Annotated in this window: 14 protein-coding genes; 4 read left to right on the forward strand and 10 right to left on the reverse strand. The window is 68.7% G+C overall.

The features are described 5' to 3' along the window. Positions 1-114: 114 nt before the first annotated feature. The 4 genes from ACH4RG_RS12680 to ACH4RG_RS12695 are packed head-to-tail and all read right to left on the reverse strand — an operon-like array spanning position 115 to position 4,295. On the reverse strand, positions 115-1,764 hold the full coding sequence (locus ACH4RG_RS12680; RefSeq protein WP_397916437.1) for a cytochrome bc complex cytochrome b subunit: 1,650 nt from the start codon (positions 1,762-1,764) through the stop codon (positions 115-117). Then, positions 1,761-2,813 (reverse strand): ubiquinol-cytochrome c reductase iron-sulfur subunit, encoded by a 1,053-nt coding sequence (locus ACH4RG_RS12685; protein ID WP_215102947.1) that lies wholly within the window; start codon positions 2,811-2,813, stop codon positions 1,761-1,763. Before ACH4RG_RS12685 ends, ACH4RG_RS12680 begins: the two co-directional genes overlap by 4 nt. Further along, on the reverse strand, positions 2,810-3,619 hold the full coding sequence (locus tag ACH4RG_RS12690) for a c-type cytochrome (RefSeq protein WP_018957425.1): 810 nt from the start codon (positions 3,617-3,619) through the stop codon (positions 2,810-2,812). Before ACH4RG_RS12690 ends, ACH4RG_RS12685 begins: the two co-directional genes overlap by 4 nt. Before the next feature lie 55 nt (positions 3,620-3,674). Beyond that, complete coding sequence (locus ACH4RG_RS12695; protein ID WP_003969635.1) at positions 3,675-4,295, reverse strand: heme-copper oxidase subunit III; 621 nt, start codon at positions 4,293-4,295, stop codon at positions 3,675-3,677. 199 nt (positions 4,296-4,494) lie between these two features. Between ACH4RG_RS12695 and ACH4RG_RS12700 the strand changes: the two genes are divergently transcribed. Continuing rightward, positions 4,495-4,896 (forward strand): hypothetical protein, encoded by a 402-nt coding sequence (locus ACH4RG_RS12700; RefSeq protein WP_397916438.1) that lies wholly within the window; start codon positions 4,495-4,497, stop codon positions 4,894-4,896. A 58-nt stretch (positions 4,897-4,954) separates the two neighbouring features. Here the strand turns inward: ACH4RG_RS12700 and ACH4RG_RS12705 are convergent, their stop codons facing one another. From ACH4RG_RS12705 to coxB, 4 genes are all read right to left on the reverse strand, one after another. Continuing rightward, positions 4,955-6,208, reverse strand: coding sequence for an Ig-like domain-containing protein (locus ACH4RG_RS12705; RefSeq protein ID WP_397916439.1), 1,254 nt, complete (start codon positions 6,206-6,208; stop codon positions 4,955-4,957). Between the two features lie 141 nt (positions 6,209-6,349). Next, complete coding sequence (locus ACH4RG_RS12710; protein ID WP_265602098.1) at positions 6,350-6,748, reverse strand: cytochrome c oxidase subunit 4; 399 nt, start codon at positions 6,746-6,748, stop codon at positions 6,350-6,352. Continuing rightward, positions 6,745-8,481, reverse strand: coding sequence for a cytochrome c oxidase subunit I (ctaD, locus tag ACH4RG_RS12715; RefSeq protein ID WP_397916440.1), 1,737 nt, complete (start codon positions 8,479-8,481; stop codon positions 6,745-6,747). Before ctaD ends, ACH4RG_RS12710 begins: the two co-directional genes overlap by 4 nt. Then, positions 8,478-9,446 carry a cytochrome c oxidase subunit II gene (gene coxB, locus ACH4RG_RS12720; protein WP_397916441.1) on the reverse strand — a complete coding sequence of 323 codons (969 nt, stop codon included), beginning with the start codon at positions 9,444-9,446 and terminating at the stop codon, positions 8,478-8,480. Before coxB ends, ctaD begins: the two co-directional genes overlap by 4 nt. Positions 9,447-9,719: 273 nt before the next feature. Here coxB and ACH4RG_RS12725 point away from each other — a divergent pair, with 273 nt between their 5' ends. Next, positions 9,720-11,111, forward strand: coding sequence for a cysteine desulfurase/sulfurtransferase TusA family protein (locus ACH4RG_RS12725; protein WP_397916442.1), 1,392 nt, complete (start codon positions 9,720-9,722; stop codon positions 11,109-11,111). Here ACH4RG_RS12725 and ACH4RG_RS12730 read toward each other — a convergent pair whose 3' ends face one another. Next, positions 11,112-12,086 (reverse strand): carbohydrate kinase family protein, encoded by a 975-nt coding sequence (locus ACH4RG_RS12730; protein WP_397916443.1) that lies wholly within the window; start codon positions 12,084-12,086, stop codon positions 11,112-11,114. 156 nt (positions 12,087-12,242) lie between these two features. On the opposite strand from ACH4RG_RS12730, the gene ACH4RG_RS12735 reads away from it, so the two are divergent. After that, positions 12,243-12,440, forward strand: coding sequence for a hypothetical protein (locus ACH4RG_RS12735; protein ID WP_398160937.1), 198 nt, complete (start codon positions 12,243-12,245; stop codon positions 12,438-12,440). Positions 12,441-12,633: 193 nt separating this feature from the next. Beyond that, on the forward strand, positions 12,634-14,070 hold the full coding sequence (locus tag ACH4RG_RS12740; protein WP_397916445.1) for a hypothetical protein: 1,437 nt from the start codon (positions 12,634-12,636) through the stop codon (positions 14,068-14,070). A 111-nt stretch (positions 14,071-14,181) separates the two neighbouring features. Here the strand turns inward: ACH4RG_RS12740 and ACH4RG_RS12745 are convergent, their stop codons facing one another. Next, entirely contained in the window at positions 14,182-14,538 is a 357-nt protein-coding gene (locus tag ACH4RG_RS12745; protein WP_007451212.1) for an iron-sulfur cluster assembly accessory protein, read from the reverse strand. Positions 14,539-14,616 lie beyond the last annotated feature (78 nt).

Here is a 14,616-nt window from a genome sequence, read left to right on the forward strand (position 1 = left end):
CAGGGTCCACAGCCGGTCAGGAAAGATGGCTCCACCCTATCCAGCCGGGGGGACCGCGAAGAGCCCCGTCCATCGAATGGACGGGGCTCTCACGGTGGCGATCGGTTCAGGTGATCAGTGGTGGCCGTGGCCCTCGCTGATCTCCTTGTACTCCTCGGGGGTGGCCTTGGGGATCTGGTTCCCGTCGGCGTAGAACCCCTTGCTGAGCTTGGCGCGCAGCTTCTGCACCGGGGAGATCTTGCGCTTGACGCCGTTCTCGTCGACCGCGGGGCCGAGGTCGAGCGGCTGGTACTGCTCGTGCGCCGTGAGCGTGTGCAGCTGCCCGGGGCTGAGCGGCTCGTGGACCTCGACGAACTCACCGTGCGGCAGGCGCTTGATGATGCCGGTCTCGCGACCGTGCAGCACCTTCTCCCGGTCGCGGCGCTGGAGGCCGAGGCAGATCCGCTTGGTGACGATGAACGCGATGACCGGTCCGACGAAGAAGAAGATCCGGACGAACCAGGTGATGGCGTTGATCGACAGGTGGAAGTGCGTGGCCCACAGGTCGTTCCCACCGCCGACGAGGCCGATGAAGTACGCCGTGATCCAGGCGACGCCGAAGCCCGTACGGGTCGGGGCGTTGCGCGGACGGTCCAGGATGTGGTGCTCGCGCTTGTCGCCGGTGACCCAGGACTCGATGAACGGGTACACCGCGATCGCGGTGAGGACCACGCCGAAGCCGACCAGCGGGATGAAAACGCCCAGGGCGAGCGTGTGGCCCCACAGGTTGATCTCCCAGCCCGGCATCACGCGGACCAGACCCTCGGCGAAGCCCATGTACCAGTCGGGCTGGGCGCCGGTGGACACCTGGTCGACCCGGTACGGGCCGATGGCCCAGATCGGGTTGATCGTGGCGATGGCCGAGATGGCCGCGATGACGCCGAAGACGAGGAAGAAGAACCCTCCGGCCTTCGCCATGTACACGGGCAGCAGCGGCATGCCGACGACGTTCTTGTTGGTCCGGCCGGGACCCGCGAACTGCGTGTGCTTGTGGTAGAAGACCAGGATCAGGTGCGCCACCAGCAGTCCGAGCATGATGCCCGGCAGCAGGAGGATGTGGATCGAGTAGAACCGTGCCACGAAGTCGTGGCCGGGGAACTCGCCGCCGAACAGGAACATCGAGATGTACGTGCCGACGATCGGCACGGACAGGATCGCGCCCTGGGTGAAGCGGACACCCGTACCGGAGAGCAGGTCGTCCGGCAGGGAGTAGCCGGTGAACCCGGTGAACATGCCGAGCACGAACAGCAGGAAGCCGAAGAGCCAGTTGATCTCGCGCGGCTTGCGGAACGCGCCCGTGAAGAAGACGCGCATCATGTGCACGAACATGGCGGCCAGGAAGATCAGCGCGGCCCAGTGGTGGATCTGCCGGACGAGCAGACCGCCGCGGACCTCGAAGCTGATCTTCAGGGTCGAGGCGTAGGCCTCGGACATCCGGATGCCCTGCATGGGCTCGTACGGACCGTGGTAGACGATCTCGCCCATGCTCGGCTGGAAGAACAGCGTCAGATACACACCCGTGAGGATGATGATGATGAAGCTGTAGAGCGCGACCTCACCGAGCATGAAGGACCAGTGGTCCGGGAAGATCTTGCGCATGTTGGCCTTGGCGAGGCCGTAGATGCCCAGTCGGCCGTCCGCCCAGTCGGCCACCCGCTCGCCGGCCGGAGCCTTGCGTCCGCTCGCCGGTCCGGCGGCGGAGGGGTTCTTTGTCGCAGTACTCATCCGCGCTCCCAGAAGGCAGCACCGACGGGCTCGTCGAAGTCGCCGAGCGCCTCGAGGTTGCCCTCGCTGTTGACACCGATCCGCAGCTGCGGAAGGGGGTGGCCGGCCGGACCGAAGATGACGCGAGCGCCGTCGGAGAGGTCGAAGGTGGACTGGTGGCACGGGCAGAGGACGTGGTGCGTCTGCTGCTCGTACAGGCTGATCGGGCAGCCGACGTGGGTGCAGATCTTGGAGAACGCGACGATGCCCTCATGGGCCCAGTCACGCTGGCGCTTGTCCTTGATGTCGTCCGGCTCGATGCGGACGATCATCAGGGCCGCCTTGCCCATCTGCGTCTGGAAGTCGTGCGACTCCGGGTCGAGCCCCTCGGGCATGGCGAAGGCCAGCGATCCGACGGTGATGTGCTCGGGGCGCAGCGGCTTCATCGTGTTCATGTTGATGAGCTGCTTGCCCTCGGCCCACAGAGTGGTGCGGAGCTTCTTCTCCGGCAGCGGACCGAGGTCGCGCAGCAGGACCACGCCGGAGAGCGGCACCAGGGCCAGCGCACCGAACATGGTGTTGCGGATCAGCTTGCGCCGACCGATCGCGGACTCCTCGGCGCCGGCCTTGAAGTCGGCCAGGACCTGCGCCTTGACCTCGGGCGGGGCCTCGATCGGGTGACGGTCGGCGGCGACCTCGACGTCGGACATCAGGGTGCGCGCCCAGTGGACGGCTCCCGCGCCGATGAAGAAGAGCGCCGCGCCCAGGGTGAGCCCCAGGGAGAAGTTCAGCGCGCTCACATGGCCGAAGGGCCAGATGTAGACGATCTTGTCCACCGGGAAGATGACGTAGGAGGCGATGAAGCCCACCGTCGCCAGCATCGAGAGGGTGAACATGAACGCGACGGCGCGTTCCGAGCGGTTCGCGGCGCGTTCGTCGAGGTCCTGGATGCGCGGCTGGTGGGCCGGCAGTCCCGGGTCGGCGAACGGGTCGTCGTGACGCTCCACCGCGCCGTGCGCGGTCTCCTGCACCACAGGCAGGTTGTCTTCTGGAATCTGTTGGCTACTCATGACTTCTTGGCCTTAGCGGTGTGGGCCGCGACCCAAACGGCGACTGCGACGAGCGCACCGAGTCCGAAGATCCACGCGAACAGACCTTCGCTGACCGGACCGAGACCGCCGAGGGCCAGGCCGCCGGGGCTCTCCGTCTCGTCACCGTTCACGGTCTCGATGTACGCGATGATGTCCTTCTTCTCCTGCTCCGGCATCGTCGTGTCGGGGAAGGAGGGCATGCTCTGCGGGCCGGTCTGCATGGCCTCGTAGATGTGCTTCGGGCTCACGCCTTCGAGGTCGGGGGCGTACTTGCCCTCCGTCAGGGCTCCGCCCTTACCGGTGAAGTTGTGGCACTGGGCGCAGTTGGTGCGGAACAGTTCGCCACCGTTGGCGACGTCCGCGCCCGCGGGGTCGACCTGCTTGTCGGTCGGCGTGATGGGACCGGCGCCGAGCGACGCGACGTACGCCGCGAGCTGGTCGATCTCCGCCTGGGTGTAGATGACCTTCTTCTTCGGTACCTGGGCGCCCGGCTGCTGCGCGGGCATACGGCCCGTACCGACCTGGAAGTCGACGGCGGCGGAGCCCACGCCCACGAGGGACGGCCCGTCGGTGGTGCCCTGACCGCCGGTTCCGTGGCAGCTGGCGCAGCCTACGGAGTAGAGCTTCTTGCCCTCTTCGATGGCGAGGGACTGGGCGGTTTCATCGGCCTGCGCCTTGCCCGCAGGCGCGAACGCGGCGTACAGCCCCCCGGTAGCCGCCAGCGCGAGGAGTAGTACGACGACCGCCGCCAGTGGATGGCGTCGTCGTGCGGAGAGCTTTTTCACGGATTACCCCGGTGTCAGGATCTTCTGCGTCGATGGTGGGCGGGTGCGAACCCGGTTACTTGATCATGTAGATCGTTGCGAACAGGCCGATCCATACGACATCGACGAAGTGCCAGTAGTAGGACACGACGATGGCGGCGGTGGCCTGATCGTGGGTGAACCTCTTGGCCGCGTACGTTCTGCCGAGGACCAGCAGGAAGGCGATGAGACCGCCTGTCACGTGCAGACCATGGAAGCCGGTGGTCAGGTAGAACACCGAGCCGTACGGGTCGGACGACAGGGAGAGCCCCGCGTCCTTGACCAGCTCGGTGTACTCCAGGACCTGGCCGCCGATGAAGATCGCACCCATCACGAACGTGATGATGAACCAGGTGCGGAGCTTCTTCACATCGCCCCGCTCGGCTGCGAAAACGCCGAGCTGGCAGGTGAGTGAGGAGAGCACCAGGATCGTGGTGTTCGTCGCCGAGAACGGGAAGTTCAGATGATCGGACATCTCCTTCCAGTAATCGGGTCCCATCACCGATCGCAGGGTGAAGTACATCGCGAAGAGGGCCGCGAAGAACATCAGCTCGGAACTCAACCAGATGATGGTTCCGACGCTGGTGAGGTTCGGTCGATTGACCGACGGGTGCGCGTGCCCGGTTTCTACTGTCGTTGCTGTCGCCACGACCGACATTATGTCGGTCGCTTATCCCGCCCTCACCCCGGGGGGTGCCGTTCGGTGTGTCCGTACCGTCTGCAGGGGTCGCACCCTGCGCCGAACGGCCCATCGGAAGGTCGTCATTACCGGTGCTGACGGGCGGTCGGGCGGAGTACGATCCGCGCATCGGTTCATGCCCCGAGAGCCCCGACGACGTCGATGTCACGGAGGAACAATGCAGGCGACCGCCACGGTCCTGGTCTACAGCGACGATGCCAACATCCGCGAGCAGGTGAGGCTGGCGGCCGGTCGCAGGCCTGCCGCGGACGTGCCACCGGTGGAGTTCCTGGAGTGCGCGACGCTCCCGGCCGTCCTCAAGGCGCTCGACGCCGGCGGCGTCGACGTCTGCGTGCTGGACGGGGAGACGGCTCCCATCGGCGGGATGGGCGTCTGCCGCCAGATCAAGGACGAGATCTTCCACTGCCCGCCGGTGCTCCTGCTGATCGGCCGCCCGCAGGACGCGTGGCTGGCCACCTGGAGCCGGGCGGAGGCCGCCGTGACGCTCCCGGTGGACCCGGTGGAGTTCGCCGACGCGCTGGCGGCGCTGCTGCGCCGTCGGCTCGCCGTGGACGCCTGAGGGGCCCCTGCGGCCCGCTGAGGGACGTTCCGCGCCGCGAGGCACTCCCGGCCCGGGATCAGACGTGGGGACGCAGGCGGGCGGCCTGGAGCGTTCCCGGGCTGTCCGGCGCCCCCTCGTGGAGGGCGCTGCCCTTCTGCCACTTCTCCCAGGAGAGGTTCCAGTCGCCGAACCCGTTGCCGAACGGGTCCATGTCCTCGCCCTCGCTGCCGACGACCTTGACGATGTCGCCCTCGCGCACGGTGTCGAAGAACCATTCGGCGTTGTCGGTGCTCATGCCGGTGCAGCCGTGGCTGACGTTGGCGTTGCCCTGGGAGCCGGTGGACCAGGGGGCGGCGTGGACGTACTCGCCGCTCCAGGTCACCCGGGTGGCCCAGTAGACCGGCAGGTCGTACGACTCCGACGAGCCGGCGGCGATGCCGATGCTCTCCCCGCGCATCCGGACGAACTGCTCCTTGGCGAGCACCACCTTGACCCCGTTGCGGGTGGAGAAGCCGGGCTTGCCGGTGGTGACCGGAATGGTGTTGATCACTTCTCCGTTGCGGAGCACCGTGAGGGTGTGGTCCGCGGCGTCGGTGATGGCCTCGATCCGGTCGCCGGTGGTGAGCTTCAAGGGCTTGGCCTCGGCTCCGTAGAGCGCGTTGGTCACCTTGATGCCCGCCAGGTTGGAGCGGACCTCGATGGTGGCGTTCGCGGGCCAGTACTCCTTCGGGCGGTAGTGCAGCTTCTTGTCGTCGACCCAGTACCAGGAGCCGGTGACCGCCGGGGTGGAGCGGACCTTCAGGGCGCGTTCGACGGTGGCCCTGGCCGCCTTGTCGGTGATCGGAGCGCTGAGTTCCGCCGTGACGGGCTGCCCGACGCCGTAGGTGCCCGCCTCCGGGCCGAAGGCGACCTTCAGCAACTTCTTGGGCGAGGAGGTGTCGAAGGACAGCGTACGGACCCCTGGGGCGCCGTCGCCGTTCTCCGTGGCGACCCTGACGGTGTATCCGGTGCCGGCCGCGAGCGGGGCGGTGCTGCGCCAGCGCCTCCCGTCGGCGGAGAGCTCCCCCGCGAGGTGGCGGCCGCCGGTGTCCACGGCGCTGACGTCGGTGATGCGCCCGTCGTCGCCCTCGACGGTGACTTCCAGGGGCTTGTCGGGGTCGGCCTTCTCCTGGTCGGAGGGGCCGTTGAAGGAGACCTGGTCGCCCGCGTCGTAAGGCTTCGTGGAGAGCGGGTGGTCGTCGGGCGAGCCACAGGCGGTCGCACCCGCGGCGAGGGTCACGACCAGCAGGGTGCAGCTCACTACGGTGCGGATGCGCGGCGTGTGGTTCATGCCGTCCACGCTAAGAAGATTCATCCGTTGCAGCGCGTTCAGTGACTGCAAACGAGCGAAGGGCCCGCGTCGCTGTCGGCGATGCGGGCCCTTCGTGGTGTAGCGCGTGTCACCCGGGGTGCGGTGTCACGGGGTGCGGTGTCACTGGGTGCGGTTCTCGCCCCGGTAGTACTCGAAGACCCAGCCGAAGAGGCCGATCAGGAGCAGGGGGGCGGAGAAGTACAGCAGCCACCAGCCGAAGACGACGCCCATGAAGGCGAAGGCTCCGCCGACCGCCAGGGAGAGGGGCTGCCAGCTGTGCGGGGAGAAGAACCCCAGCTCGCCCGCCTCGTCGGCGACGTCCGCTTCCTTGTTGTCCTGGGCCATGGCGTCGACCCGCTTGGCCGTGAAGGCCAGGTAGAAGCCGATCATGATGGACAGCCCGAAGGCCAGGAAGAGCGCCGTGGTGCCGACCGGCTCCTTGGACCACACGCCGTACGCGATGGCAACGGAGAGGATGAAGACGCTCAGCCAGATGAACATCTGTCCCTGGATCTTCACTTGCCTGCCTCCTTGCCGCCGGCGAGGGCCTTGTCCGACTCGGAGAGGTGGTCGAGCTGTTCGAGCGCCGTGATCTCCGGGTGGTGCAGGTCGAACGCCGGGGATTCGGAACGGATCCGCGGCAGCGTGAGGAAGTTGTGCCGCGGCGGCGGGCAGGAGGTCGCCCACTCCAGCGAACGGCCGTAGCCCCACGGGTCGTCGACCTCGATCTTCTTGCCGTACTTCGCGGTCTTCCAGACGTTGTAGAAGAACGGCAGCATCGACAGGCCGAGGAGGAACGAGGAGATCGTCGAGATCGTGTTCAGCGCGGTGAAGCCGTCGGCGTCGAGGTAGTCCGCGTAACGACGCGGCATGCCCTCCGCGCCGAGCCAGTGCTGCACCAGGAACGTGCCGTGGAAGCCCACGAACAGCGTCCAGAACGTGATCTTGCCGAGCCGCTCGTCCAGCATCTTGCCGGTGAACTTCGGCCACCAGAAGTGGAATCCGGAGAACATCGCGAAGACCACGGTGCCGAAGATGACGTAGTGGAAGTGCGCGACGACGAAGTACGAGTCCGAGACGTGGAAGTCCATCGGGGGCGAGGCGAGGATGACGCCGGTCAGACCACCGAAGGTGAAGGTGATCAGGAAGCCGACGGCCCAGAGCATCGGTGTCTCGAAGGACAACGACCCCTTCCACATCGTGCCGATCCAGTTGAAGAACTTCACGCCTGTCGGCACGGCGATGAGGAACGTCATGAAGGAGAAGAACGGCAGCAGCACACCGCCCGTGACGTACATGTGGTGCGCCCACACCGTCACGGAAAGGCCGGCGATGGCGATCGTCGCGGAGATCAGGCCGATGTAGCCGAACATCGGCTTGCGGCTGAATACCGGGATGACCTCGGAAATGATTCCGAAGAACGGCAACGCGATGATGTACACCTCTGGATGGCCGAAGAACCAGAAGAGGTGTTGCCAGAGCAATGCTCCGCCATTGGCCGAGTCGAAGATATGCGCACCGAATTTTCGGTCCGCTTCCAGCGCGAAGAGCGCGGCGGCGAGGACTGGGAAGGCGAGCAGGACCAGGACACCGGTCAGCAGGACGTTCCAGGTGAAGATCGGCATGCGGAACATCGTCATGCCGGGTGCGCGCATGCAGATGATCGTGGTGATGAAGTTGACCGAGCCGAGGATCGTGCCGAAGCCGGAGAAGGCCAGGCCCATGATCCACATGTCGGCGCCGACACCCGGCGACCGGACCGCGTCCGAGAGCGGGGAGTAGGCGAACCAGCCGAAGTCCGCCGCACCCTGCGGGGTGAGGAAGCCGGCCACCGCGATGAGCGAGCCGAAGAGGTACAGCCAGTACGCGAACATGTTCAGCCGCGGGAACGCCACGTCGGGCGCGCCGATCTGCAACGGCATGATCCAGTTCGCGAATCCGGCGAACAGCGGCGTCGCGAACATCAGCAGCATGATGGTGCCGTGCATCGTGAACGCCTGGTTGAACTGCTCGTTCGACATGATCTGCGTGCCCGGACGGGCCAGCTCGGCGCGCATGAAGAGCGCCATGAGTCCGCCGATGCAGAAGAACACGAACGACGTGACCAGGTAGAGCGTACCGATCGTCTTGTGGTCCGTGGTGGTCAGCCACTTCACGACGATGTTTCCCGGCTGCTTGCGCCGCACGGGCAGCTCGTCCTCGTACGAGTCGTCTGCCGGAGCGGCACCCTGAGGTTCGTTGAGGATGCTCACAGTTGGTTCTTCTCCGCATTCCTGGCCGGGTCCGTCTGCGCGATGCCTGCCGGCACGTAGCCCGTCTGACCCTTCTCAGCCAGCTCCTTGAGGTGCTGCTGGTAACGCTCCGGGGAGACGACCTTCACGTTGAAGAGCATCCGGGAGTGGTCGACGCCGCAGAGCTCGGCGCACTTGCCCATGAAGGTGCCCTCGCGGTTGGGGGTCACCTCGAACACGTTGGTGTGGCCCGGAATGACGTCCTGCTTCATGAGGAACGGCACCACCCAGAAGGAGTGGATGACGTCACGCGAAGTGAGGACGAAGCGGACCTTCTCCCCCTTCGGCAGCCACAGGGTCGGACCCGGGTTGCCGTTCTGCGGGTTGCGGGTCCCGGGGATGCCCACGTCGTGGACGCCGCCGGCGCCTTCGGGGAAGTCCTTCTGGTACTTGTCGGGGATGGCGTTGAGCTCCTTGGGGACCCCGGGGCCCGCCGCGGGCTGGCCATCCACCTTCTCGATGTAGTTGAAGCCCCAGCTCCACTGGAAGCCGACCACGTTGATGGTGTGGGCGGGCTTGTCGGAGAGCTCGAGGAGCTTCGACTCATCTCGCGCGGTGAAGTAGAAGAGCACCGAGACGATGATGAGGGGAACCACTGTGTACAACGCCTCGATGGGCATGTTGTACCTGGTCTGCGGAGGTACCTCCACCTTGGTCCTGCTACGCCGGTGGAAGAAGACGCTCCAGAGGATCAGTCCCCAGACAAGGACACCCGTGACGAGCGCTGCCGCCCACGAGCCTTGCCAGAGGGAGAGGATCCGAGGGGCCTCTTCCGTAACCGGAGTGGGCATTCCGAGGCGGGGGAAATCCTCCCAGTTGTATGAACAACCGGAGGCCGTCGCCAGGACCAGGCCCGCAGTCAGCACCTGCGGCAGCTTCCGCCGCATCGGGCGCCGCGACGAGCGGTCGGAGCCGTTGGGACTCACGTAGCGCCTTCCCGAGAGTCTCGCCCGCACGGTCGGCGCGCCCGTATGTCTCTGGTCGGTCGCCGGCCCTGACGCGGGCAGGGGTTTGGATGTTTATGCGGACCAAACCCTACTGGACGCTATTTGGGGTCGCGCGGGGAGGGTGCCCAACGCGCCGCCCGACACGCCCATGGGGTGGAATCCGGGCCTCCGGCCCCCATCTGACGGCCACTCGCCCGGCCGGGAGGAACGGCCCCCGGCGAGGTGGGGCCGGGTGCGGGCTAGCGTGGCGGGGTGCCCTACTTCGATGCCGCCTCCGCCGCCCCCCTGCACCCCGTCGCACGCCAGGCGCTGCTTGCCGCGCTCGACGAGGGCTGGGCCGATCCCGCCCGCCTGTACCGGGAGGGGCGGCGGGCCAGGCTGCTCCTGGACGCGGCCCGGGAGGCCGCCGCGGAGGCCGTCGGCTGCCGCCCCGACGAGCTGGTCTTCACCTCGTCGGGGACGACGGCGGTGCACGCGGGAATTGCCGGGGCCCTTTCGGGGCGTCGGCGTGTCGGCCGCCATCTGGCCCTCTCGGCGGTCGAACACTCGTCGGTGCTCCATTCGGCGGCGGCCCATGAGGCGGCGGGCGGCTCGTCCACCGAGGTCCCGGTGGACCGCACGGGGGCGGTGGACCCGGCGGTGTACGGCGGGGCGCTGCGCGCGGACACCGCGCTGGCCTGCCTCCAGTCGGCCAACCACGAGGTGGGCACCGAGCAGCCCGTCGCCGAGGTCGCCGCACGCTGTGCGGACGCCGGGGTGCCGCTGCTGGTGGACGCCGCCCAGTCGCTCGGCTGGGGGCCGGTCCCGGCGGGCTGGTCGCTGCTGACGGCGAGCGCGCACAAGTGGGGCGGCCCGGCCGGGGTCGGGCTGCTCGCCGTCCGCAAGGGGGTGCGGTTCGCACCCCAGGGCCCTGCCGGGGAGCGGGAGTCGGGGCGGGCGGCGGGGTTCGAGAACCTGCCGGCGATCGTGGCGGCGGCGGCCTCGTTGCGCGCGGCACGGAGCGAGGCGGCGGCGGAGTCCGTGCGGCTGCGCGCCCTGGTGGACCGGATCCGGGCCGTGGTGGCCGAGAGGGTGCCCGATGTCGAGGTGGTGGGCGATCCGGAGCGGCGGCTGCCGCATCTGGTCACCTTCTCCTGTCTCTATGTCGACGGGGAGACCCTGCTGCACGAGCTGGACCGGCGGGAGTTCTCCGTGTCGTCCGGCTCGTCCTGCACGAGCAGCACCCTGGTTCCGAGCCATGTGCTCAAGGCGATGGGGGTGCTCTCGGAGGGGAACGTCCGGGTGTCGCTGCCGACGGGCACGACCGGGGCGGACGTGGACCGTTTCCTGGAGGTCCTGCCCGGGGTGGTCGCCGAGGTGCGCGAGCGGCTCGGCGCCCCGGCAGCATCCCACTCGGCACCTCGCTCCCCCGGGCCCGCCGCGTCCCTGGTGGTCGACGCGCTGGGCCGTCGCTGCCCGATCCCGGTGATCGAGCTCGCAAAGGTGATCGGGGAGGTAGCGGTGGGCGCCACGGTGACGGTGCTCGCCGACGACGAGGCGGCGCGGCTGGACATCCCGGCCTGGTGCGAGATGCGGGGCCAGGAGTACGTGGGCGAGGAGCCGGCGGACCGCGGCTCGGCCTATGTGGTCCGCCGGCTCGGCTGATCACACCAGGTGCTGGCGGACCTCGGCGGCGGCCTCGTGGCCGTACGCCTTGGTGAAACGGTCCATGAAGGGGGTGCGGCGCAGGGTGTACTCCTGGGTGCCGACCGTCTCGATGACCAGGGTGGCGAGCATGCAGCCGACCTGGGCGGCGCGCTCCAGGCCGACGCCCCAGGCGAGGCCGGAGAGGAAGCCGGCCCGGAAGGCGTCGCCGACGCCGGTGGGGTCGGCCTTCGTGTCCTCCTCGGGGCAGCCGACCTCGATGACCGGCTCGCCGACCCGCTCGATCCGGACACCACGGGCGCCGAGGGTGGTGACGCGGTGGCCGACCTTGGCGAGGATCTCCTCGTCGCTCCAGCCGGTCTTGGACTCGATGAGCCCCTTCTCGTACTCGTTGGAGAAGAGGTAGGTGGCGCCGTCGAGGAGGATGCGGATCTCCTCGCCGTCCATCCGTGCGATCTGCTGCGAGAAGTCCGCGGCGAACGGGATGTTCCGGGAGCGGCACTCCTCGGTGTGGCGGAGCATCGCCTCGGGGTCGTCGGCTCCGATGGAGACGAGGTCGAGGCCGCCGACGCGGTCGGCGACGCTCTTCAGCTCGATGAGGCGGGCCTCGCTCATCGCGCCCGTGTAGAAGGAGCCGATCTGGTTGTGGTCGGCGTCGGTGGTGCAGACGAAGCGGGCGGTGTGCAGTACCTCGGAGATACGGACCGAGCCGGTCTCGACGCCGTGCCGGTCGAGCCAGGAGCGGTACTCGTCGAAGTCCGAGCCCGCGGCGCCGACCAGGATCGGGTTGGCGCCGAGCAGCCCCATCCCGAAGCAGATGTTGGCGGCGACACCGCCCCGGCGCACATCGAGGTTGTCGACCAGGAAGGAGAGGGAGACCGTGTGCAGCTGATCCGCGACCAGCTGGTCGGCGAAGCGGCCGGGGAAGGTCATGAGGTGGTCAGTGGCGATCGAGCCGGTGACTGCAATACGCACGGGGAGGTTTCTCCTGCGGAAGGCGAAGGGCCGTGAGTGCGCCCTCCGGGACGACGTGACAGTTCACGCTACCGGGTGAGCCGAAGGTCAGGAAAAGGGAAAACTACCCGATAGTAGGGCTTTCTACCTGAGCGCGGCCGTGGTTACGGTGCGGATATGTCGAAGCACACCGCATTGCCCGAGTCGGAATTGAGCCTGGCCGCACTGCGCGGTGACTGCGCGCGGATGGCGCCGCACTGGAAGACGCTCGCGAAGAGCGCTCCGGTCCCGGTGAAGCCGCACCTGATCAGCGGGGTGACGGTCCCGCCCTCGTCGGCGCGGCTGATCGACGCGATGTCCGAGTACGGCGACTGAGCCCCGCGGGCCCGGGCCGGAGACATCATCTTTCGGCCTTTCCGTGCGGGCTCCGCAGGCCCCCCGGCTCCCGCGGCCCGGTCGCCCCCCCGGCCGTGGGAACCGCACGCTCCTCCGCTCCGTCCCACCGGTGTTCCCGTCCGGGGACACGCGGCAGGCACCGCGACGGCAACGCAGTCGAAGGAGCGATCCGGTGAGCACCGAGCGACCCGACAACGACGTGACCGGCCCCCGGCGGCGGCGTACGCCGCTCGCGGTGGCCTCGGTGGCCGCGGCCGTGCTGCTGGCCGGGGGCGGTGGGGCGTACTGGGCCTCGACCGCCGGCGACGGCGGCGCGGCGGACAGCGGTTCGTCGGCGCGGGGCGAGGCCCTGCCGCTGGCCCTGGACGCCCCCGTGGGCGACGGTCCCGGCTCCACGTCCGCCGCCTCCGACACCCCTCCCCCGGGCATCGCACCCGGCGAACCGGATCCGGGCGGCCCGCCCGTGGTCTACCGGGCCGCGGGCGAACTCCCGGACGGCCCGGACGAGGCGGCGGTCCACCACGCGAAGGGCACGGTCGCGTCGGCCGACGTCGCCCGGCTGGCGAAGGCGCTGGGCATCCCGGGCTCGCCGCGCACCGAGGGCACGTCCTGGGTGGTCGGCGACGACGACGGGCCCGGGGCGCTCCTGAAGGTGGCGAAGCAGGCCCCGGGCACCTGGACGTTCGCCCGCACCACCCCGGCCAAGCCCTGTGAGCCGGGGACGATGTGCGCGAACGGGGCCTCGGAGCCGGGCGGCGGCCCGGTGAGCGAGAAGGCGGCGAAGGCGGCCGCGGTCCCGGTGCTCAAGGCGGCCGGGCAGGACGACGCGGCGCTGAACGCGGGCCAGCTGATGGGCGACGTCCGCGTGGTGAACGCCGATCCGAAGATCGACGGGCTCCCGACGTACGGCTGGTCGACCGGTGTCCAGGTGGGTCCGGACGGCGAGGTGACCGGCGGCAGCGGACATCTGAAGGCGCTGGAGAAGGGCGACACCTACCCGGCGGTCGGTGCGGACGAGGCGCTGAAGCAGCTGAACGCGGCGAGCCGGGGCAAGGGCGACGCCGACCGGGACGTCGGCGGCTGCGCCACTCCCGTACCGCACCAGGGCGAGCCGAAGCCTTCGGACCCCCAGTGCGTGCCGTCGAACGGTAAGCGGGCACCGGTGGAGCAGACGGTCGAGGACGCGGTGTTCGGTCTCGCGCTGAACTACGTGGACGGCCGGCAGACGCTGGTGCCGTCCTGGCTGTTCACGGTCCGACAGGCCCCCGGCGGACCGGAGAACACGGTCACGCAGGTCGCCGTGGACCCGAAGTTCATCGAGAAGCCGGAGACGCCCGCGCCCTCCGGGGACCGGAAGGTGACGTCGTACGGCGCGGACGGGCGGACCCTCGAGGTGACGTTCTGGGGCGGCGTGTGCAGTACGTACACGGCGAGCGCGAAGGAGAGCGCGGGCCAGGTGGCGATCTCCGTGACGGAGAAGCCGCAGGAGGGCAAGAAGGCCTGCATCATGATCGCCAAGGAGCTGACCCGGACGGTGACGCTGGAGAAGCCGCTGGGTGACCGCACGGTGGTCGACGCGGCGTCGGGCGGTGCGGTGCCCCGCGGCTGAGCGGACGCGCATGCTGAACGGACGCGCATGTGAACGGACGTACATACGGAGGCGGCCCCGGGATGATTCCCGGGGCCGCCTCCGTACGCCGTGTGTTCCCGCTCTCAGCGCCTAGCTGAAGGAGTCGCCGCAGGCGCAGGAGCCGGAGGCGTTCGGGTTGTCGATCGTGAAGCCCTGCTTCTCGATGGTGTCGACGAAGTCGATGGAGGCGCCGCCCAGGTACGGGGCGCTCATCCGGTCGGTGACGACCTTGACGCCGTCGAAGTCCTTCACGACGTCACCGTCGAGCGAACGTTCGTCGAAGAAGAGCTGGTAACGCAGGCCCGAGCAACCGCCGGGCTGAACGGCGACGCGCAGCGCCAGGTCCTCGCGGCCTTCCTGCTCCAGCAGGCCCTTGACCTTGGCGGCGGCGGCGTCGGACAGGAGGATGCCGTCGCTCACGGTGGTGGTCTCGTCCGATACGGACATCTGCTTCTCTCCCGGGTTGTACGGACTGCTTGCCGACGGTTCAACCGCCAGACCCGCGGATTCATTCCGGGCCAAGCG

This window comes from Streptomyces sp. NPDC021019 (genome assembly GCF_044333295.1).
Lineage (GTDB): Bacteria > Actinomycetota > Actinomycetes > Streptomycetales > Streptomycetaceae > Streptomyces.

Excerpts from the sequence above, each read along its gene's own strand:
- ACH4RG_RS12680 (WP_397916437.1), bottom strand. The coding sequence starts at position 1,764 with ATGAGTACTGCGACAAAGAACCCCTCCGCCGCCGGACCGGCGAGCGGA.
- ACH4RG_RS12685 (WP_215102947.1), bottom strand. The coding sequence starts at position 2,813 with ATGAGTAGCCAACAGATTCCAGAAGACAACCTGCCTGTGGTGCAGGAG.
- ACH4RG_RS12695 (WP_003969635.1), bottom strand. The coding sequence starts at position 4,295 with ATGTCGGTCGTGGCGACAGCAACGACAGTAGAAACCGGGCACGCGCAC.
- ACH4RG_RS12700 (WP_397916438.1), top strand. The coding sequence starts at position 4,495 with ATGCAGGCGACCGCCACGGTCCTGGTCTACAGCGACGATGCCAACATC.
- ACH4RG_RS12705 (WP_397916439.1), bottom strand. The coding sequence starts at position 6,208 with ATGAACCACACGCCGCGCATCCGCACCGTAGTGAGCTGCACCCTGCTG.
- ACH4RG_RS12735 (WP_398160937.1), top strand. The coding sequence starts at position 12,243 with ATGTCGAAGCACACCGCATTGCCCGAGTCGGAATTGAGCCTGGCCGCA.
- ACH4RG_RS12745 (WP_007451212.1), bottom strand. The coding sequence starts at position 14,538 with ATGTCCGTATCGGACGAGACCACCACCGTGAGCGACGGCATCCTCCTG.